Annotated in this window: 18 protein-coding genes; 3 read left to right on the top strand and 15 right to left on the bottom strand. The window is 67.8% G+C overall.

From position 1 onward, the window contains the following. Nucleotides 1–9: 9 nt before the first annotated feature. The 11 genes from ACFVTD_RS18915 to ACFVTD_RS18865 form a co-directional block, all read right to left on the bottom strand. Entirely contained in the window at nt 10–1,599 is a 1,590-nt protein-coding gene (locus ACFVTD_RS18915; RefSeq protein WP_387566233.1) for an ABC transporter ATP-binding protein, read from the bottom strand. A gap of 4 nt (nt 1,600–1,603) precedes the next feature. Continuing rightward, the gene (locus tag ACFVTD_RS18910; RefSeq protein ID WP_387565997.1) at nt 1,604–2,398 is read right to left on the bottom strand and encodes an energy-coupling factor transporter transmembrane component T; all 795 of its coding nucleotides are present in this window, start codon (nt 2,396–2,398) and stop codon (nt 1,604–1,606) included. Nucleotides 2,399–2,408: 10 nt separating this feature from the next. Beyond that, entirely contained in the window at nt 2,409–3,308 is a 900-nt protein-coding gene (locus ACFVTD_RS18905; protein ID WP_387565994.1) for an ECF transporter S component, read from the bottom strand. Between the two features lie 149 nt (nt 3,309–3,457). Further along, the gene (locus ACFVTD_RS18900; RefSeq protein WP_387565991.1) at nt 3,458–4,480 is read right to left on the bottom strand and encodes a nucleoside hydrolase; all 1,023 of its coding nucleotides are present in this window, start codon (nt 4,478–4,480) and stop codon (nt 3,458–3,460) included. A 6-nt stretch (nt 4,481–4,486) separates the two neighbouring features. Continuing rightward, the gene (locus ACFVTD_RS18895) at nt 4,487–5,464 is read right to left on the bottom strand and encodes an aldo/keto reductase (protein ID WP_387565988.1); all 978 of its coding nucleotides are present in this window, start codon (nt 5,462–5,464) and stop codon (nt 4,487–4,489) included. 9 nt (nt 5,465–5,473) lie between these two features. Beyond that, nucleotides 5,474–6,034, bottom strand: a complete 561-nt coding sequence (locus ACFVTD_RS18890; RefSeq protein WP_387565985.1) for a hypothetical protein — start codon at nt 6,032–6,034, stop codon at nt 5,474–5,476. After that, the gene (locus ACFVTD_RS18885; RefSeq protein ID WP_387565982.1) at nt 6,031–6,651 is read right to left on the bottom strand and encodes a DUF402 domain-containing protein; all 621 of its coding nucleotides are present in this window, start codon (nt 6,649–6,651) and stop codon (nt 6,031–6,033) included. Before ACFVTD_RS18885 ends, ACFVTD_RS18890 begins: the two co-directional genes overlap by 4 nt. Then, nucleotides 6,648–8,621 (bottom strand): 1-deoxy-D-xylulose-5-phosphate synthase, encoded by a 1,974-nt coding sequence (dxs, locus tag ACFVTD_RS18880; RefSeq protein ID WP_387565979.1) that lies wholly within the window; start codon nt 8,619–8,621, stop codon nt 6,648–6,650. The genes ACFVTD_RS18885 and dxs overlap by 4 nt, the downstream gene beginning before the upstream one ends. A 129-nt stretch (nt 8,622–8,750) precedes the next feature. Beyond that, nucleotides 8,751–11,564 carry an aconitate hydratase gene (locus ACFVTD_RS18875; RefSeq protein WP_387565976.1) on the bottom strand — a complete coding sequence of 938 codons (2,814 nt, stop codon included), beginning with the start codon at nt 11,562–11,564 and terminating at the stop codon, nt 8,751–8,753. 166 nt (nt 11,565–11,730) lie between these two features. Continuing rightward, nucleotides 11,731–13,134 (bottom strand): class I SAM-dependent RNA methyltransferase, encoded by a 1,404-nt coding sequence (locus ACFVTD_RS18870; RefSeq protein WP_387565973.1) that lies wholly within the window; start codon nt 13,132–13,134, stop codon nt 11,731–11,733. Continuing rightward, nucleotides 13,131–15,107, bottom strand: a complete 1,977-nt coding sequence (locus ACFVTD_RS18865; RefSeq protein ID WP_387565970.1) for an APC family permease — start codon at nt 15,105–15,107, stop codon at nt 13,131–13,133. Before ACFVTD_RS18865 ends, ACFVTD_RS18870 begins: the two co-directional genes overlap by 4 nt. A 118-nt stretch (nt 15,108–15,225) precedes the next feature. On the opposite strand from ACFVTD_RS18865, the gene ACFVTD_RS18860 reads away from it, so the two are divergent. Continuing rightward, a complete protein-coding gene (locus tag ACFVTD_RS18860) occupies nt 15,226–15,900 on the top strand; it encodes a TrkA family potassium uptake protein (protein WP_141160783.1) in 675 nt (224 codons plus the stop codon). Then, complete coding sequence (locus ACFVTD_RS18855; protein WP_387565966.1) at nt 15,897–16,655, top strand: potassium channel family protein; 759 nt, start codon at nt 15,897–15,899, stop codon at nt 16,653–16,655. Before ACFVTD_RS18860 ends, ACFVTD_RS18855 begins: the two co-directional genes overlap by 4 nt. Here the strand turns inward: ACFVTD_RS18855 and ACFVTD_RS18850 are convergent. From ACFVTD_RS18850 to dut, 4 genes are all read right to left on the bottom strand, one after another. Then, a complete protein-coding gene (locus ACFVTD_RS18850; RefSeq protein WP_387565963.1) occupies nt 16,652–17,407 on the bottom strand; it encodes a DUF3159 domain-containing protein in 756 nt (251 codons plus the stop codon). The two genes, ACFVTD_RS18855 and ACFVTD_RS18850, sit on opposite strands and share 4 nt — an antisense overlap. After that, nucleotides 17,404–17,655 carry a hypothetical protein gene (locus ACFVTD_RS18845; protein WP_387565960.1) on the bottom strand — a complete coding sequence of 84 codons (252 nt, stop codon included), beginning with the start codon at nt 17,653–17,655 and terminating at the stop codon, nt 17,404–17,406. Before ACFVTD_RS18845 ends, ACFVTD_RS18850 begins: the two co-directional genes overlap by 4 nt. Nucleotides 17,656–17,755: 100 nt before the next feature. Next, a complete protein-coding gene (locus ACFVTD_RS18840) occupies nt 17,756–18,469 on the bottom strand; it encodes a DUF3710 domain-containing protein (protein ID WP_387565957.1) in 714 nt (237 codons plus the stop codon). 109 nt (nt 18,470–18,578) lie between these two features. Beyond that, nucleotides 18,579–19,097 carry a dUTP diphosphatase gene (dut, locus tag ACFVTD_RS18835; protein ID WP_387565955.1) on the bottom strand — a complete coding sequence of 173 codons (519 nt, stop codon included), beginning with the start codon at nt 19,095–19,097 and terminating at the stop codon, nt 18,579–18,581. Nucleotides 19,098–19,212: 115 nt separating this feature from the next. Here dut and ACFVTD_RS18830 point away from each other — a divergent pair, with 115 nt between their 5' ends. Continuing rightward, nucleotides 19,213–19,701, top strand: coding sequence for a DUF3093 domain-containing protein (locus ACFVTD_RS18830; RefSeq protein ID WP_387565952.1), 489 nt, complete (start codon nt 19,213–19,215; stop codon nt 19,699–19,701).

Raw genomic sequence — 19,701 nt, 5'->3', positions numbered from 1 at the left:
TACCGGCGGTCAGGCGGGGTGCAGCCGGCCGCCGTCGAGCGCCAGGATGCGGTGCGCCGCCGCGCGTGCGTAGCCCAGGTCATGGGTAACCAGCACGACGGCGGCGCCCGCCTCCGCTGCCGAGCGCATGGCAGCGTCAAGCAGGGCCAGCCCGTCCCCGTCCAGCGCAACGGTTGGTTCATCCAGCGCCAAGACGGCGGGCCGGCGCGCCAGCACCGTGGCCAGGGCCAGCAGCCGCTGGGCGGACACCGGAAGCTCGGCCGGATGTTCCTGGGCCGCCTCCGCCAGGCCAACGGTTTGAAGTGCCGCGGCGGCGCGGTCCTTCGCGGCCACCGGGCCAAAGAGGCGGTCCAGCCCGAAGCTGACCTCCCGCAGCACGGTCCGCTCGAACAGCTGGTCACGGGGCTGCTGGAACAGCAGGCCCGTGGACGCTGCCGTTTTTCCCACTGGAGCTCCGGCGATGTCCCTGCCGCGGACCAGGACAGTGCCCGAAGTGGGGCGCAGCAGCCCGTTGAAGGTCCGGAGCAGGGTGGACTTGCCGGCGCCGTTGGGCCCGGTGACAGCAACGATTTCCCCGGGGTGGACTGCCAGGTGGACGTCGCGCAATATCGTGGCCGGCAGGCCCTGCTCCGGCCTCCGGCGCCGGCGTCGGGATACCGGCGCGGCCGGATAGCCAAAGGACACGCCCTGCAGCTCCAGCGCTGCGGGTTCCGCCGGCAGCGCCGGCTCCCGGCGGCTGGAGGCAGCGGGGGCGGATGGCGTTGAAGCGTCGATGCCGCCGAGCCACCGGATGGCCGGCGGCAGCAGCCCGGAACCAGGCCGCATCGCGGCGGGAGGCCCGGCGCTGGTGAGAGTGCCGTCGGCGAGGACCAGCCACGTGTTGGCCTCCAGCAGCAGTGCGTCCACAGCCTGGCTCAGGATCACGACGGCGGTGCCCGTTTTGAGGAGGTCACGGACCAGGGCGGCAAGCCCGTCGGTCCCTGCCGCGTCCAGGGAGGCGAAGGGCTCGTCCATGACCAGCACCGGGGGCCCGGGGATGATCGCGCAGCCGATGGCCAGCCGTCGGAGCTGGCCACCGGACAGTGTCGCGGGATCCTGGTCCAGCAGGCTGCCAAGTCCCAGCCGGCCGGCGGTCTGCTCCACGGCGGCCCTCATCCCGGCACGGTCCATGCCGGCATTCTCCAAACCGAAGGCGAGTTCCTCTGCCACCGTGGCCCGGACCGTGGATAGGACGGCGGCAGGGTCCTGCGGTACGAACCCCACGTGCCGCCCCCACTGGGCCGGATCAATCCGCGGGTCCTCCGGACCGCCGTCGAACTCCAGCCGCGTGCCTGCGAGCTCAAGGAAGCCTGCCAGGGTGCCGTGGCCGCCCGGGGGGAGCCAGCCGGACAGCAGCCGGCCCAGTGTCGACTTGCCGCTTCCGGATGCGCCGAGGATGGCCGTGAACGAGCCGGGTGGACAGGAAACTGTGACATCCCGCAGCGCGGGGACGGGCGCCTCGTGGAAGGTGAAGTCCTTGATGCCGGCAGCCAGCACCGGCGCGGCTGAAGTGCCGGCGTGGCCGTCGCAGATGGGAATGCCGGAGGCGCCCGTGACCATCTGTTCAGCCACCCGTACCTGCCAGGACCACCCGGAGGACCACGGCGGCCAGGGCAAGCAGCACCAGGACGGCCCGGGCCGCCCGCTGCAGCGTGGAGTCCGGCACCTTCCGGTAAGTGGTCCGCGGCCCGGCGTTGCCCAGCCCCCGGGCCTCCAGGGCAGCAGCCCGGGTCCCTGCATCTTCAATCAGGGAAAGGACCAGCGGAATGGCCTGCAGCCGGAAGGCTGCCGCCCGGGAGAGCGGACCCCGGGAGACGACCAGGCCGCGCGATTCCTGGGCCTGCCGGATGCTGCGTGCCCGCCCGGCGATGGCCGGAAGCAGGGTCAGCGTGGATGCCAGGACGAAAGCGAACCGGCCCTGCACGCCCCGGGCGGACAACGCCGCCACCAGGTCCGGGACCCTGACGCTAAAGGAGAACACCAGCAGGGCCATGACGACGGCGGCCAGTTGCAGGGTGCGCTGCCCGGCAAAGTCCAGTCCCTCCGCCGTGATGTGTGCAGGCCCCCACGCTGCCAGGACTGTCCTTCCTTCCGGGAAGAACAGGCCATGCAGGACCAGCAGGGACAGTCCGAGCGGAACCATGACGGCGGCCGCCGCCGGCAGCACGCGGTGGGCTGTCCCCGCTGCCAGTGACAGGACGAGGCACGCGGCAACCACGGCGAGGGACAGCGGCCAGCTTGCCGCCGCTGTCGTAATCACCGCCGTGCTGCCTGCAACGGCGAGGGAGGTCAGCGGGTTGAGCCGCTCCCGCCCTGCCGTTGCCGGTGCTGCCGCGCTGCCTGCCGGGGATACTGTCACGGCGCCAGGGTCAGCCGTTCCGCGGTGAATCGTTGGCGGCCGCGGAACCATTGCCTTGGGCCGGCGCCTGCGCTGAAGCGTCCATCCGGGTTCCCTCCGGCGTCGATGCCGGGTTGGTGCCGGCGAGGACCCGGTGGCTCCGGATGAAGGGGAACTGCTGGCGCGCCCGGCGGGGCAACGCGTAGACCAGGATGGCCACGATGGTGAACACGATGGCCTTGTCCATGGGGTCGGAGATCAGGGCCTGCTTGGTGATGGCGGCCAGGAGGGTGTCCCCCATGGCACGGAAGGCGCTGACGATGGCGCCGGTAGCCACGCCCGACGTTCCGCCGAAGACGAAGGCGGCCACGGGGGCGGACACCACACCGGCGATGATGCCGGTAACGAATCCTGCCAGGGGTGCCAGGTAGAAGCGGCGGAAGAGGCCGTAGCGTGCCGCGAGGCCGGCCAGGCAGCCGATGAGTGCGGCCCCTGCGGCGAACGGCAGGACCGTAGGGTTGAAGAAGGACCAGACGATGCTGCTGAGGGCGCCGGTGGCGGCTCCGGCGGCAGGCCCCGCCAGGACGGCGATCAGCACGGTGCCGATGGCGTCGAGGTAGAAGGGAACAAGGGTGCTGCCGACGAATTGTCCGAGCACGATGTTCAGGACCAGCGCGACCGGGATCAGTACCAGGGTGGACGCCGGGAGCGTGGGGAGCACGGCGACGATCAGGAGGACCGCCCCTGCCAGGAATCCGGTGAGGGCGATCAGGGCCGACGCGCTGCCCGGACCGCCGGTGATGTCTGCCGGCTGGTTGAGGACCAGGTAGACGTAGGTGGCCGCGATGGCCAGGGCGCCAAGGATCTCGAGGAGCCGGCGGCGTGCCGCGGGGCGTTCCTGGGACGGGAGCGTCAAAGAGGGCGATGACATGGGGATTGTTCCTTTGGGTGCAGGCAGTGGGCCCGGCAGTACCGGGCCGGGGTGTGGCTGCCTATGTCACCTCGGCAGAATCCGGCGGCAACTGCGCCGGGCGGGTCCGAAGCCATTCTACCGGCGATTGCCCCACGGAGGGCCGTTCCTCATCCCACGCGGCGGGCCAGGCCTCCGACGGCGGAAACCAGTTCACGGAACGCCTGCTCCGGGTTGTTGCCGGACACGACCCTCGCGTTTGGGGGTCCTCCCCAGAGTCCCCGGAAGTCTGCCACCGTTGTTCCCATCAGGAGCGGGGAGTCGGTTTCGACGTCAACGGTGGCGGGGCGCGCGGTGTACTCGAGGGTGCCCGCGGCCACCCCGGCCGCAAAGAAATCGTGGACGTGGGCCAGGTAGCCCTGGTCGTAGTGCCGGTGGAATTCGAAGTAGAAGCGCAGGGCATCTGACAGGTGCCGCACCAGCGTGTTGCCGGAGGTGCTGCGGCTCCCCTCCGGGTCCTCCGGGAGGACCAGTTCCGGAGCGGCGCCTGCGGCCCGGGCCAGCGCTGCGACATGGGCCGGATGCAGTTCCATCCGCTCGGTGGTGTCCAGGGAGCAGACGATGGGCAGTTTCTTCAGCGGCCGTCCACGGTAGGCGGCGTAGACCTCCTTGGCGGCGTGCGGGTCCACATGGGTGTTCCACTCGGCGGTGGGGGTGGTGTTGCCCTGGTGGTAGAAGGCGCCGCCCATGATCACCACCTTGGCCAGGAGGTCGGGGAGCTCCGGTTCCTGCCGCAGTGCCAGGGCGAAGTTGGTGAGCGGAGCGGTGATGAGGGCAGTCAGCTCCCCCGGCCTGGCCCTGGCCTGTTCAATCCACAGGTCCACGGCGTTACGCGTGCTGGGCTGCCCGGCGGGCTCGGGCAGCACGGCGTACCCGATGCCCTGGGGCCCGTGGGTCTCCGGGGTGGTGACCAGCGGGACGGACAGCGGCTTCCGGGCCCCGACGGCCACCTGCACTCCAGGCCGCCCGCACAGTTCCAGCAAGGCGAGGGTGTTGCGCGCCACCTGGTCGGCATCGACGTTGCCCGGGGTGGCCGTGACCGCTGCGAGCTCCGTGTCCGGCAGTGCGGCCAGGTAGGCGAGGGCAAGGGCGTCATCGATGCCGGTATCGACATCAAGGAGGTAGGCGGGCATCGTGGCCTAGAAGAGCGCAACCTTGGGCACGGCGGGGAAGATGTCGTCGAGGGTGGCGAGGTCCTCCGGGGTGGGGGTCCAGTTAGCGGCTTCGGCGTTCTGCCGGACCTGTTCCGGCCGGGTGGCCCCGGCGATGACGCTGGCCACCGAGGGCTGGGCTGCGAGCCAGGAGAAGGCCACCTCGATCTCCGTGAGGCCGCGTTCTTTTGCGAAGGCGCTGTACCTGTTCAGCTGGTCCCAGTCGGCGTCGTCCACCATGTTGGTGCGAGTGTGGCTGAGCCGGGACCCTTCGGGGGCGTGGCCGGGAGCGTACTTGCCGGTCAGCAGGCCGTTGGCCAGCGGGAAGTAGGGCAGTACGCCGAGGCCGAACTCCTCCGCGGCCGGAGTCACTTCCAGCTCGGCCCGGCGGTCCAGCAGGTTGTAGTGGTTTTGTGAGGAAATGAACCGTGCCGTGCCCAGTTCGCGGGCCACGTACTGAGCCTGGGCGATCTGCCACCCGGAGCGGTTGGAGTGGCCGATGTAGCGGACCTTGCCGCTGCGGACCAGCGTGTCCAGCGCTGCCAGGGTCTCGTCGATGGGCGTCAGTGGGTCCGGGGTGTGGAACTGGTAAAGGTCGATCCAGTCCGTATCCAGGCGCCGCAGCGAGGCTTCGACTGACTGGATGATGTACCGCCGGGAGCCGCGGGCGCCGAAGTCGCGGCCGTTGGCACCCTGAGTGTCCATCCCGAACTTGGTGGCAACCACCACGTCCCCGCGCCGGCGGCCGAGTGACCTGCCGAGCATGGTTTCGCTGAGCCCGGGTTCCTTGCCGTAGTTGTCCGCCACGTCGAACAGCGTGATGCCGGCATCGATCGCGGCATTCACGACGGCGTCCGTGGCGTCCTGCGACTCCGTTGCGGTGTTGGCGCGGCCCAGGTTGTTGCAGCCCAGGCCAACGGTAGAGACGGTCAGGCCTGATTTTCCAACACGGCGGTAACTGGTCACGAACGTCTCCTAGAGGCTGAAGCTGGTGGCGGGCTTGGCGGAATGCTTGAGTTTGTACTGGTCCGGGTCGCTGAACGGGGCAGCGCCGATGCTGAGCTTGGTGAAGTCGAGGTCCTCGTTGCGGGCGCAGACCTTGATGGCGCTGACGGCTTTGTTCACGTCCGGGCACAGGCAGAAGATGTTCAGCTTGTAGTCGGTGAATTCGGAGCGCTCCACGGTTCCCAGTCCGCGCCAGGCCAGGTGGCTGATGAGGGAGTCCTTGGCCTTCTGTTCAAGGCGGCGGTCACGGTCGGTGCCGTCCTTGGTCTTGAGGGCGAACTGGGCCACCACCCAGGACTGCTCGTCGTTGGGGATCTCGGCGTAGCCGTCCTCCGCGCATTGGGCTGCGAAGGCGTCCAGGAGGCCGTCGGCAGCCGCGGTGTCGGGGACATCGGTTTCCTCGGTCTTGCTTTGGTGCCCCACGGCACCGAAGTTCATGACGAACTGGGAGTATTCCTCATCGAACCAGGCTTCCCTGAAGTGGAGGGCGCCCTCGTCGTCGCGCTTGTAGACCCTGACAATGCCGCTCATGTGGTGCGTCCTTTGGTAAACCATTCGACGTCGGTGCCGTCGAATGGCGCGTGCTGTGCCTTCACGGCGTGGTAAAGCCCGTCCGCGGCAGCCTGGATATCCTCGATCAGCCGCCGGGGGTAGTGCATGGAGACGCTGTGCTCCGCGAACTCGTCCTGGTCGTCGATGAAGACGCCGCGCGCCTCGGTCCGGATGACGTCGAGGTCCATGTCGATTACGTGGAACTCGGTCACGGCAGGCCGGATGTGTGTCCACTCATGGCCTACCGCGAGGTCGATGTAGACCCGCACTCCCCCGGGATGGGCGGAGTCGTAGAACGTGGCCACCCAGTCACCCTGCCGTGGCACCAGCAGGACAGCGTCCGAGCGGGTGTAGAACGCAGCGCCTGGACGGGAGCAGAATTCGTTGGTGCCCTGGAAGATCCACCACCCGTGCCGGTCCTCACCGAGGTACCTTCCCGGCACCACCCAGTGGGCTTTGCCGTTCCATTTCCGGTTCCTGGAGACCACCAGCTGGCCCGGCTCCAGACCGTTAGGAACCCGGGTGGTGGTGGTGTGCAGGACTGGTCCGGACTCCCCCGCCGGCCCGGGATACTTCAGCTCGTCCTCGTCCCTCACAGGATCGGAAGGCTGCCGGTGGTGGGGTGCTGCTGCCCGGGGAGGGGCCGCGCGAAGGGGACCTTGGTTCCCAGGACCTGCGCGACGACGTCGTGCGTGATCTGCTGGGCGGTCAGCCCAACCCGCTCCAGCACCTGGTTGCGGGTGCCATGGTCCAGGAACTCCACGGGCAGGCCCACCTCGTTCAGTGCCGTGTCAACGCCAGCGGCACGCATCTCCTGGCGGATCCGGGAGCCGACGCCGCCGGCGCGGACGCCGTCTTCGATGCAGATGACCAGGCGGTGGTGGGAGGCCAGCGCGATGATGGAACGGCGGACGGGCAGGACCCAGCGGGGGTCCACGACGGTGGTGCTGATCCCCTGCGCGCCGAGCCGGTTGGAGACGTCGAGGGCCAGTTCGGCCATGGCGCCCACGCTGACGATCAGTACGTCGTTCTCGGTGGAACCTGACGGCCGGCGGGCCAGGATGTCCACGCCGTCGCTGAGCCGTTCCACTGCGTCGACGGCGGGGCCGACCGATCCCTTGGAGAAGCGGACAACGCTCGGCGCGTCATTGATGGCCACGGCCTCGCGTAGCTCCTCGCGGAGCCGGGTGGCGTCGCGGGGCGCGGCGAGGTGCAGGCCGGGGACGATCTGGACCATGGCCATGTCCCACATTCCGTGGTGGCTGGCGCCGTCCGGGCCGGTGACGCCGGCGCGGTCCAGGACGATGGTGACGCCTGCCTTGTGGAGGGCCACGTCCATCAGCAGCTGGTCGAACGCCCGGTTCAGGAATGTGGCGTAGACGGCCACTACGGGGTGCAGGCCGCCAAAGGCCATGCCTGCGGCCGCTGTCAGTGCATGCTGTTCCGCGATTCCGACGTCGATGACGCGCTTGGGGTGCTTGGCGGCGAACTTGTGCAGGCCTACGGGAATCAGCATGGCCCCGGTGATGCCCACAATGTCCTCCCGCTCGTCGGCGATGGCGGCGATCTCGTCCGCAAACACCGAGGTCCAGGACTGGGCGCCGCCGGTGCCGGTAGGCTCACCGGTTTCGGGGTCGATGATCCCCACGGCATGGAACTGGTCCGCTTCATGGGCCCGGGCGGGAGCGTAGCCGTGGCCCTTCTCCGTCATGGCATGGACGATCACGGGACCGCCGTAGTTCCGGGCAGTGGACAGGGCGTGCTCCATGGCCTGGAGGTTGTGGCCATCCACCGGGCCGATGTATTTCATGCCGAGGTCCTCGAACATGCCCTGCGGCGCCCACCAGTCCTTGATGCCCTTTTTCATGGCGTGCAGGCTCTTGTACGTGAACTGCCCCACGGGGCCGCCGTCCTGCAGCTTCTTCTTCCACCAGTCGAGCGCGCCCTCGTAGGCCGGGGCGGCACGGAAGGAGTCGATGGTGGGGCGCAGGGAGGCCAGGTAGTCGGCGAATCCGCCGACGGTGGGGGCATAGGACCGGCCGTTGTCGTTGACGACGATGACCACGCGGCGCTTCTTGTCCGCTGCAATGTTGTTGATGGCTTCCCAGGCCATTCCGCCGGTGAGCGCACCATCGCCGATGATGGCCACCACGTGCCGGTCGCCTTCGCCGGTGAGCTGGCGGGCCCGGGAGATGCCGTCCGCCCAGGACAGGGACGACGAGGCGTGGGAGCTTTCCACAATGTCGTGTTCGGATTCGGCCCGGTCCGGGTAGCCGGAGAGGCCGCCTTCCTGGCGGAGCGTGCTGAAGTCCTGGCGTCCCGTCAGCAGCTTGTGGACGTAGGACTGGTGCCCCGTGTCAAAGACGATGCTGTCGCGGGGAGATTCGAAGATGCGGTGCACGGCCAGCGTCAGTTCCACGACGCCGAGGTTGGGCCCGAGGTGGCCACCCGTCTGGGAGACGTTCGTGATCAGGAAATCCCTGATCTCCGAGGCCAGCTGTTCCAGCTGTTCCTCGGTCAACTCGTTCAGGTCCTGCGGATTCCGGATGGTGTCCAAGATTCCCAATGACCCCTCCTTCGGGTGGTAGACGTGCCGTTTAACTCTAACGCCTCGGTGTGAATGCAAAGCCGAAGCCCCGGCTGGTCGGTGACCGGCCGGGGCTTCGGGGAGGATGTCGACTGCTGCCGGAACCCGCTAGTTCGCGGAGATCTGGCGCAGCACGTACTGCAGGATGCCACCGTTGCGGTAGTAGTCCGCTTCACCCGGGGTATCGATGCGCAGCACGGCCTCGAACGACTTGGGGGAGCCGTCCTCTGCGGTGGCGGTGACCTTCAGGGTCTTGGGCGTGGTGCCCTCGTTGAGGGCGGTGACGCCCTCAACCGAGAAGGTTTCCGTGCCGGTCAGGCCCAGGCTGGCAGCGTTCTCGCCGGCCGGGTACTGCAGCGGCAGGACGCCCATGCCGATGAGGTTGGAGCGGTGGATGCGCTCGTAGCTCTCGGCGATGACAGCCTTGACGCCCAGCAGCGCGGTGCCCTTGGCAGCCCAGTCACGCGATGATCCGGAACCGTATTCCTTGCCTGCCAGGACCACCAGCGGGGTGCCGGCTGCCTGGTAGTTCTGTGCGGCGTCGTAGACGTATGCCTGCGGGCCGTCGGCCTGGGTGAAGTCGCGGGTGAAGCCGCCCTCAACGCCGTCCAGGAGCTGGTTCTTGATGCGGATGTTCGCGAACGTGCCGCGGATCATCACTTCGTGGTTGCCACGGCGGGAACCGTAGGAGTTGAAGTCCTTGCGCTCCACGCCGTTGGCCAGCAGGTACTGGCCGGCAGGCGTGTCGGACTTGAAGGAACCGGCCGGGGAGATGTGGTCGGTGGTGACGGAGTCGCCGAGCTTCAGGAGCACGCGGGCGCCCGAGATGTCCTGGACGGGCTCCGGCTGGGCCTTCATGCCCTCGAAGTACGGGGGCTTCCGGACGTAGGTGGACTTCTCGTCCCAGGCGAAGGTGTCGCCGGCCGGGGTGTCGAGCGCCTTCCAGCGGTCGTCACCCTCGAAGACGCCTTCGTAGCCCTTGGCGAACATGTCCTTGTCGATCGAGGAGTCGATGACCTGCTGGACCTCGACCGGGTTGGGCCAGATGTCCTTCAGGAAAACGTCGTTGCCGGCTTCGTCCTGGCCCAGCGCGTCGTTCTCGAAGTCGAAGTCCATGGTTCCGGCGAGTGCGTAGGCGATGACCAGCGGCGGGGAGGCCAAGTAGTTCATCTTGACGTCCGGGTTGATCCGGCCTTCGAAGTTGCGGTTGCCGGAGAGGACTGCGGTGACGGAGAGGTCGTTGGCCTGGATGGCCTCGGAGATCTCGGCGTCCAGCGGGCCGGAGTTGCCGATGCAGGTGGCGCAGCCGTAGCCCACGATGTAGAAGCCAAGCTTCTCCAGGTAGGGGGTCAGGCCCGACTTGTTGTAGTAGTCGGTGACAACCTTGGAACCGGGAGCCACGGAGGTCTTGACCCACGGCTTGGCGGCGAGGCCCTTTTCCACCGCGTTGCGGGCCAGCAGTGCGGCGGCCAGCATCACGGACGGGTTGGACGTGTTGGTGCAGGAGGTGATCGAGGCGATCGACACTGCGCCGTGGTCCAGTTCGAACTCGCGGCCGTCGGCGGTCTTGACGGCCACCTTCTTGGCCGGACGTCCGTTGGACTTGGGGCCGTGGGAGTGCGGGGCTTCCTCGGTCAGGTGGGTTGCCGAGGCGGTGAACGACGGCGAGTCGGAGGCCGGGAAGCTCTCGTCGATGGCCTCGTCCAGGCTGCCGTCGGCGAGGTCCACCTTGACGTAGTTGCGGAGGTCCTCGCGGAACTGGGCCTTGGACTCGGAGAGGATGATGCGGTCCTGCGGGCGCTTCGGGCCGGAGATCGACGGAACCACCGTGGACAGGTCCAGCTCGAGGTACTCGGAGAACTTGATGTCGCGGGAAGGATCGTGCCAGAGGCCCTGTTCCTTGGCGTACTGCTCGACGAGTGCCACGTTCTGGTCCGAGCGGCCGGTGAGGCGCAGGTAGTCCAGGGTGACGTCGTCGATGGGGAACATGGCGGCGGTGGAACCGAACTCGGGGCTCATGTTGCCGATGGTGGCGCGGTTGGCCAGCGGCACTGCAGCGACGCCTTCGCCGTAGAACTCGACGAACTTGCCCACCACGCCGTGCTGGCGCAGCATTTCGGTGATGGTCAGCACCACGTCGGTCGCGGTGGCACCGGCGGGGATGCTGCCGCTGAGCTTGAAGCCCACGACGCGCGGGATGAGCATGGAGACGGGCTGGCCGAGCATCGCTGCCTCGGCCTCGATGCCGCCAACGCCCCAGCCGAGCACGCCCAGGCCGTTGACCATGGTGGTGTGCGAGTCGGTGCCGACGCAGGTGTCGGGGTAGGCGCGGAGGGCACCGTCCACTTCGCGGGTCATGACGGTGCGGGCCAAGTACTCGATGTTGACCTGGTGCACGATGCCGGTTCCCGGCGGCACCACCTTGAAGTCGTCAAACGCGGTCTGGCCCCAGCGCAGGAACTGGTAGCGCTCACCGTTGCGCTGGTATTCGATCTCCATGTTGCGCTCCAGTGCGCCGGAGTTGCCGAAGGCGTCGATCTGGACAGAGTGGTCGATGACCATCTCGGCGGGGGCCAGCGGGTTGACCCGCTTGGGGTCGCCGCCCAGGTCCTTGACGGCCTCACGCATGGTGGCAAGGTCGACCACGCAGGGAACGCCGGTGAAGTCCTGCATGATCACGCGCGCCGGCGTGAACTGGATTTCTGTATCGGGCTCCGCATTCGGATCCCAGCCTGCCAAAGCGCGGACGTGATCGGCAGTGATGTTCGCGCCGTCCTCGGTCCTCAGCAGGTTTTCAAGCAATACCTTGAGGCTGAACGGAAGGTTTTCTGCACCTTCAACGGAGTTCAACCGGAAAATTTCGTACTCGGTTCCGGCTACATTAAGTTTGCCTTTTGAACCGAAGCTGTCCACAGTGCTCATCGCAGGACTCCTCTCGCAACAGTTTCATCTTTGTCGCGCGGTTGACCGCCTGCTAGTTAGGAAGCCCTAAGTAGCTCCAGGGCCCGAAAATTTGCACACGGCCGGCCGAGAATTCGGGCGCGACGTGGGACTACTACGGCAATCGTAGTCGAAAACCGCAGCGGCATCACGGAGCCGGAGCCAGCAATGCCACCGTCTCGAGGTGGTGGGTGTGGGGGTACAGGTCGAACGCCCGGAGCCCGGCGAGTCCCCACCCGGAGCGGCGGAAGTAACCGAGGTCACGTGCGAACGACGCCGGGTCGCATGACACGTAGGCAATGGCCCGGGGCTGGGCGGCCACGAGTTGCCCGACGACGGCCTTCCCGGCACCCGCGCGGGGCGGGTCGAGGACCAGTGCGTCGAAATTCCGCGGTTTCTGGCGCAGCACCCTTTCCACGCGCCCCTGGACCACTTCCACCTGGGTCGCGGAATGGAGGTTCTTCCGTGCGTCCCGGCTGGTGCCCGGGGCGCCTTCGACCGAGAGCACGGAGCCCGTCACGCCTATGGCGTCCGCCAGCACGGCGGTGAAGAGCCCGGCGCCGGCGTAGAGATCCGCCACCACCGCACCGGGGTTGAGGAAGTCCCCCTGGTGCAGGAATTCTGTGACAGCACCCACAAGGGTCCCGGGCGCGTCGCGGTGGATCTGCCAGAAACCCTCGCCTGTCACCCGGTAGTCGTGGCCGACGGCGGATTCCTGCACCCAGGTGCGCCCCCGGAGCTGCGTGACCCTGCCGCCCTGGGGGTCATAGGCGGCCACCGAGGCCTCCGCCGGCAGTGCTGCGGCGATGGCCCGCAGCCGCTTGTCCTTGGTACCAGGCGCCGGGGCCAGGAGCACCAGGGGGCGGGAACCGTTGGCCGGAGCGGCCACCTCGACCCGTTCGATGCCCTGCAGGTCCAGGTCCCAGAGGCGCAGCGCGTTGATGGCTTCGCTGGCCAGCGGCATCTCCCGGACGGGAACGATGTAATCGGAACGGTGGGCGTGCATCCCCAGCTTGCCGGCGGGGGTGACCGAAAAACTGGCCCGCGTGCGCCACCCAAGGCCGGTGCCGGCGTCGTCCGCTTCCCCGACGGGCTCCACGGCACCACTCCACACGGAGGGCACCTGCTCGAAGCCGGCGAGGCGCGTGAGCTGCTCGGCGAGGACGTCCGCCTTCAGGCTGCGCTGTTTGGCCAGGCTCATGTGGCCGAATTCGGCACCGCCCACCGGTGGGTGCCCGTGGCCCCAGGCGCGGAGGGAATCGGCCAGGTGCCAGAAGTGTTCCACCCGGTCCGGGGACGCTTCGAGCACCTCGATGACGTCCGCCCGCCAGAATTTGGCACTTCCCCCGGCGTCGGTCAGCCGTACCCGGACCTTCTCCCCCGGCACGGCGTGCCGGACAAAGACTACCCGGCCCTCATGGCGCGCCACGCAGTGCCCGCCGTGGGCCACCGGTCCGACGTCGAGCACGGCCTCCTGGCCGGTGTGGCCGGCATGGTCCCCTTCCGCAGGAGCAGCTGCCGGCTGGATGGCGGGGGAAGTTCTGGTGGTCACTGGACGTCCTGGAGGTTCTTGGCTTCTTCGGATGATTTGAGCTGCCAGGGCACGCTGGCCACCATGACGCCCGGTTCGAAGTGCAGCCTGGTCTTGATGCGGAGGGCAGTCTGGTTGTGCACCAGCTGCTCCCACCACTTGCCCACCACGTACTCGGGGATGTAGACCACAATAAGGTCCCGCGGGGAGTCAAGGCGCATCTGCTTGACGTAGTCCATGATGGGCGTGACCGTCTCGCGGTACGGGCTGGCGAGGACCGTCAGCGGGACCGGGATTTCCAGCTTCTCCCAGTCGGTAATGGTGTGGGCTGTCTCTTCCGGATCGATGTCCACCGTGATGGCGTCCAGCCGCGAGGGCCGGGATGCCCGGGCGTAGGCCAGGGCCCGCAGGACGGGTTTGCGGACGTGCGAGACCAGCAGCACGGCGTGGACCCTGGTGGGCAGCGCGCGCGGTGAGGAGTCCTCGTCCACGGCGAGTTCCTTGGCGACGTTGTCGTAGTGGGCCCGGATGCTCCACATGATCAGGAAAAGGATGAACATGGCCAGCAGCGCAATCCAGGCGCCCTGCTGGAACTTGGTGATCAGGACGATGACCAACACCAGTCCGGTCATGCCGAATCCGATGCTGTTGATGGTCCGCGACTTGATCATCTTGCGCCGGACGGCCTTGTCCTTCGCCAGTTTAAGTTCGCGGCCCCAGTGCCGGATCATGCCGAGCTGGCTGAGGGTGAACGAGATGAAGACGCCCACGATGTACAGCTGGATCAGCTTGGTGACGTCGGCATCGAAGGAGATGATCAGGATCAGCGCACCCGCGGCGAGGGCCAGCACGCCGTTACTGAACGCGAGCCTGTCACCGCGGGTCCGGAGCTGGCGGGGCAGGTAGCCGTCCTGGGCGAGGATGGAGCCCAGGACCGGGAAGCCGTTGAAGGCAGTGTTGGAAGCGAACACCAGGATGACGCCGGTGGCGGCCACCACGATATAGAAGGGAATGCTGCCGGCGCCGAAGATCGTCTGCGCAATCTGGCTGATGGCCGGGTTCTGGATGTAGCCCTCGGGCAGCGGGTTGCCGTTGAGCAGGAATTCCTTGGCCGGGTCCAGCACGATGTGGACCTTGGTGGCGTTGGCCAGGTAGATGATCCCGGCCAGCATGGCGGCACCGATCACGCCCAGGAGCAACAGGGTGGTGGCAGCGTTCTTGCTTTTGGGATGCCGGAAGTTGGGGACGCCGTTGCTGATGGCTTCGACGCCGGTCAGCGCCGCGGCGCCCGAGGAAAATGCCCGCAGCAGCAGGAACGCGCCGGCCAGGCCCACCAGGCCCTGGTCGAAACCCTCGGCCGGGACGATGGTGAACGCAGCCGACGGCGCCTGGCCCAACTGCCCCGTGGCGGCCTGGAACATGCCCACCGCCGTCATACCCAGGATGGACGCCATGAAGATATACGTGGGAACGGCGAAGACGCTCCCGGCTTCCTTGATGCCGCGCAGGTTCACCAGGGCGAGGATGACGACGCCGATGGTGGCGATGACGGCCTGCTCGCCGTGCAGGGACGGTACAGCCGTGGTGAGGTACGCCGCCGCCGAAGACATGGACACTGACACCGTCAGCACATAGTCCACCAGGAGGGCCGACGCCACCGTCAGCCCGGCGTACTTGCCCATGTTCTCGTTCGCGATCTCGTAATCGCCGCCACCGGAGGGGTAGGCGTGCACGTTCTGCCGGTAGGACGCCACCACGGTCAGCAGCACCACCATCACGGCCAGGCCAACCCAGGGCGAGATGGCCACGGCGCTGACACCGGCCAGAGCCAGGGTGAGCAGGATCTCGTCCGGTGCGTAGGCCACGGACGACAGGGCGTCCGAGGCGAAGATCGGGAGGGCGATCTTCTTGGGGAGCAGGGTATGGGCCAGGCGGTCATTCCGGAAGGGCCTGCCCACCAGCACGCGTTTGACGGCGTTCAGTATTGTCAACACCCCACAAAGCTAGTCTGATTCGCGGTCGATGTCATGACGGGCGCCTGCCAGGCCTAACAGGTGCCATGCCGGTAGAGTTCTAGCTGCACGATCCTGACACAGATACAGAGGAGATACGGTGGCGCATTTCGTGATCATGGGATGTGGCCGGGTGGGGGCAACGCTGGCGCACACGCTGGAGGATGCCGGCCATTCCGTGGCCATCATCGACCAGGATGACCGCGCGTTCCGCCGGCTCCGCCAAGGCTTCACCGGCCGGAAGGTGACAGGTGTGGGATTTGACCGGGAGACCCTCAAGCAGGCCGGTGTGGGTGAGGCCTACGCCTTCGCCGCCGTCTCCAGCGGTGACAACTCGAACATCCTGGCCACCCGGGTGGCCCGCGAAACCTTCCACGTCCCGCACGTCGTCGCCCGCATCTACGACCCGGGACGTGCCGAGATCTACCAGCGCCTGGGCATCCCCACGGTGGCCGCCGTCCGCTGGAGCGCGGACCAGGTGCTGCGCCGCATCCTTCCCGAGCAACACCTCGCCGGCGATTTCCGTGAGCCTTCCGGGCGGCTGGTCCTGGCTGAACTGGACCTCGACGCCGGGTGGATCGGACACCGGATCAGCAGCATCGAAAAGGCTGCCGACGTCCGGGTTGCCTACGTGACACGCTTCGGCGAGGGCCTGCTCCCTGACGCTGGAACGGCGTACCAGGACGGCGACACCGTGCACGCCATGCTGCAGGTGGACCGCAGCGCCCAGATCGCCCAGATCCTCGCCAAAGCCCCCGCCAAGGAGTACCAGTGAAAGTCGTTATCGTCGGCGCCGGCAGCGTCGGATCATCCATTGCCCGTGAACTGCTGGCGCACAAGCACGAAATCCTGCTGATCGACCTCAAGCCCGAAGTGATCGGCCGCAGCGGGCTGCGGGGCGCCCACTGGCTGGTGGGCGACGCCTGCGAACTCTCCACCCTGCAGGGCGCAAAGGTGGAGGATGCCGACGTCGTGGTCTCCGCAACGGGCGACGACAAGGTCAACCTGGTGGTGTCACTGCTCGCGAAGACCGAGTTTGGGGTTGGCCGCACCGTGGGCCGGGTCAACAACCCGAAGAACGACTGGATGTTCAACGACTCCTGGGGCGTCGACGTGGCCGTCAATACGCCGCAGCTGATGACCGCCCTGGTGGAGGAGGCCGTGGAGATCGGCGACCTGGTCCGCCTGCTGACGCTGCAGACCGGTGTGGCTTCCCTGGTGGAATTCACGGTGCCGCACGATTCCCACGTGATCGGCATGACGGTGGGAGACATCCACTGGCCCGAGGACGCCACCCTGGTGGCGATCCTGCGTGACCAGGCACCCATCACTCCCAGCCGGGATGACGTCATCGACGGCGGGGACGAGCTCTTCTTCGTGACCACCATTGCCGCCGAGGACGGGCTGCGTGAGCTGCTCTCCTCCGCCCCGGGCAGCATCGACACCGGGGAGCAGGCCGCGGGCGGCGCCGAGCCGGCCGCCGCGGGCGGCCACGGCCACGCGCTGGACGACGACGGCTTCGACGGTTAGTCAGCCGGCCCGGGCTTGGGTGCCGGCCGGGTGACCAGCCAGGCCACCCAGATGCCCAGGATGTACAACGGTGCGCCCATGATGAGGCGGGTGGTGGCGAGGGCGGCAAGGCCGTCCGTGCCCATAAGGTAGAGCGGCACCTGGACGATGAGCCGGAGGGCCAGGACCGCCACGATGATCCAGGTGCCCAGCCGGTAGGCCTTGACCCGGGACGGGTCCTTGCGCCACTCCACGCCCTCGTTGCGGATGAAGCCGAAGAGGAGGCCCGCCACGGGCCACTTGACCGCGATGGAGAGCACCATCGCCAGGATGTACGCGCCGTTGGTGAAGAAACCGGGAAGGTAGAAGTCCTCTGCCTTGCCGGTGGTGTTGGCCAGCCACGCGGAGATACCGACGCCGGCCACGCCCGCCAGCGCTTGGGTCAGGGGGCGCCGCTGCACCAGCCGCACAACGGTGAAGATGGCTGCAGAGGCCAGGGCTGCCACCAGGGACAGCGGAAGTTCGCGGGTGACGGTGAACGCGACCAGGAAGACCAGCCCGGGGAGGATGCTTTCGGCAATGCCCTGCACTCCCCCGGCACTCCGGAGGACGTCCACCTGGCCGTCGTGCCTGCGGTGGAGTCCGGCTTTGGCCGCGTACTCGGCGGCCAGCCCTGCCACCGGCGATGGACCGCCATCCTGCGGCCTGGCCTGGCTGCCGGTCCTGCCGGGGTTCTCGGGGCCGGTTGGCTGTTCGGGCTGGTGCGCGGTCATTCGTTCTCCTGGCGGGACAGAATCTCGTAGCGGGGGTTGAAGATGGTGGGCATGTCCTTGCCGCGGGCCAGCATCCCCTCAACCCGGATTTCCGCACCGGCTTCGATGCCCGGCACCCGGCGGCGGCCCAGCCAGACTACGCGGAGCCGCGGGGGCCTGCCCTGTCCCGGCCCGGCGGGGCGGGCAGCGTCGTCCTCCGAAACGATGGCGCTGAATTCGGCCGTCCGGTCGGCCGGGACGAACGTCACGGATTCGATATGCCCCTGGCACAGGACCCGGCCCCGCTCCGGCAATTGGCCCAGCGGCGTGATTCCACGCCCCGGCCGCGCGGTCCCGCCCTCCGGGGACTCAGCCGATCTGGGTGATTTCGGGACCACGTTCGGGCTCCTCCAGAGTGGGCGCGGCGGGCGGAGGAGTGGTTGAGGCATCCTTGGGCAGCCGCAGCTGCAAGAGGTCGCGCGGCGGCATGGGGCTGTCTCCGCGGACCACCACGACCTGCCGGAAGAGGGCCTCAAGCGGTTCGGCGGCCGGGCGTTCGAGCGCTGCGGGCCCACCCAGGACACCGCGCAGGAACCACCGGGGTCCGTCCACGCCGATGAACCGGGCCACGCGGTAGCCCTGGCTGCCGTCCGGCAACCCGGCCGGAAGCTTGGCCACCAATTCGGTGCCGAACGCGCCTTCCACTTCCTCAACCTGTCCGCCCTGCGCGCCAACTGACTGGCCGATCTGTTCCCGGATCTCGTCCCACAGCGTCTCCGTCTTGGGGGCGGCGAAGGCCTGCAGCTGGAGGCTGGAGCCGTTCAGGTCCAGGGTGACAGCCACCACCCGCTGGGTTGCTTCCTCCACCTCAAGGCGGAGCTGCAGGCCCTCGCTCGGGGTGATCAGCAGGGCGCCCAGGTCAACGAAGCCGTCACGGCTGCTGATCTCGGCCTCGTCGAAGGGGCCGTCCTGGCGGCGGGCCGCGGTGCCCGGTTCGCCTTCTCCGTCCTCTGCAATCGTCAGTTCTTCGGCCGGCTGCGCCGGTTCTTCGTTCTTTGCTTTCCTGCCGAGCCCAAAGACCATGGGTGACTCCTTATTCCTGAAAAGTGTGCCAGTTCTGGATGGTGCCGGTGGGACCCGTGGAGGTCCCGCCGTCGTACGTGCTGGCGTGGCAGCGGGTGCGTTTGCGGAGTCAGGCCCCGGGAACGTTGAATCCGCCGGTGGACCCGAAGCCGCCCGTGCCGCGCACGGAACCGCTCAATTCGCTGACAGGAATGAACTGGGCGTACTCAACCCGCTGGATGACCATTTGGGCAATTCTATCGCCGCGCCGCAGCTCTATCGGCTGGGACGGGTCGGTATTCAGCAGGGTCACGGAGATCTCGCCCCGGTAGCCCGCGTCCACGGTACCTGGCGCGTTAACGATGGTCAGGCCGTGCTTGGTGGCCAGGCCGGAGCGGGGGTGGATCAGAGCCACGAATCCGTCCGGCAGCGCAATGGCGACGCCGGTGGGAACCAGCTTGCGCTCCCCCGGCAGCAGGACCACGTCCTCGCGGGCACGCAGGTCCGCACCGGCGTCACCCGGATGTGCGTAGGACGGCGCTTCCAGGTCCGGATCCAGCATTTTCAACTGGACCTGGAGGGTGGGGGCAGCAGCTGCTGGTGATGCTGCGTCCGGGGCAAGGTCTACCGTGGCGGGATGATCAGTCACAGTCACTCACTCTAACCCGCGCCCGCGTAACAGTCCTAAGGAACCCGTGGCAGGCAGGGCTCCCAGCCGCTCCGCCCAAGGTGAAATAGCGGGCCAAAGGTGGAAAGCTTGGCCTATGCCCGAATCAAGCTCGCCCGCGTCCGTTCCCAGCACACCCTCCGCCGGGGCACCCGTTATCTACCGGGAGAAGCTGTGGCCCAACGCCTGGATCTGGGTTATCGCCGCCGGTGTTTCCGCTGCAGGCATCCTGGTCTTTGCACCTATCAGTATGGCGGCGGGCTACACAGCGGCACTCGTACTGCTGGCCATCATCACGGCCCTCCTGGTCCTTTCCACTCCCGGCATCACCGTAACGGAGGATGCCCTCATGGTGGGAAGGGCAACCATCGAACGCCGGTTCGTAGGCGGCGTTGAGCAGTTCACGGACGGCGAAGCGACGGCGGAACGCGGCACCCGGCTCAATGGCCTGGCCTACCTTTGCATCCGCGGCTGGATCGATCCCGTGGTGAAAATCGAAATCACGGACCCGGCCGACCGCACTCCCTACTGGCTGGCGTCCACCCGGCATCCCGACAAGCTGACGGCGGCCCTGTCCAGGCGTTAA

Origin of the sequence: Pseudarthrobacter sp. NPDC058119 (genome assembly GCF_042884655.1) — a bacterium.
Classification (GTDB): domain Bacteria; phylum Actinomycetota; class Actinomycetes; order Actinomycetales; family Micrococcaceae; genus Arthrobacter.
Note: the sequence above shows the minus strand (reverse complement) of the source record. Positions and strands in the feature narration are given on the sequence as shown.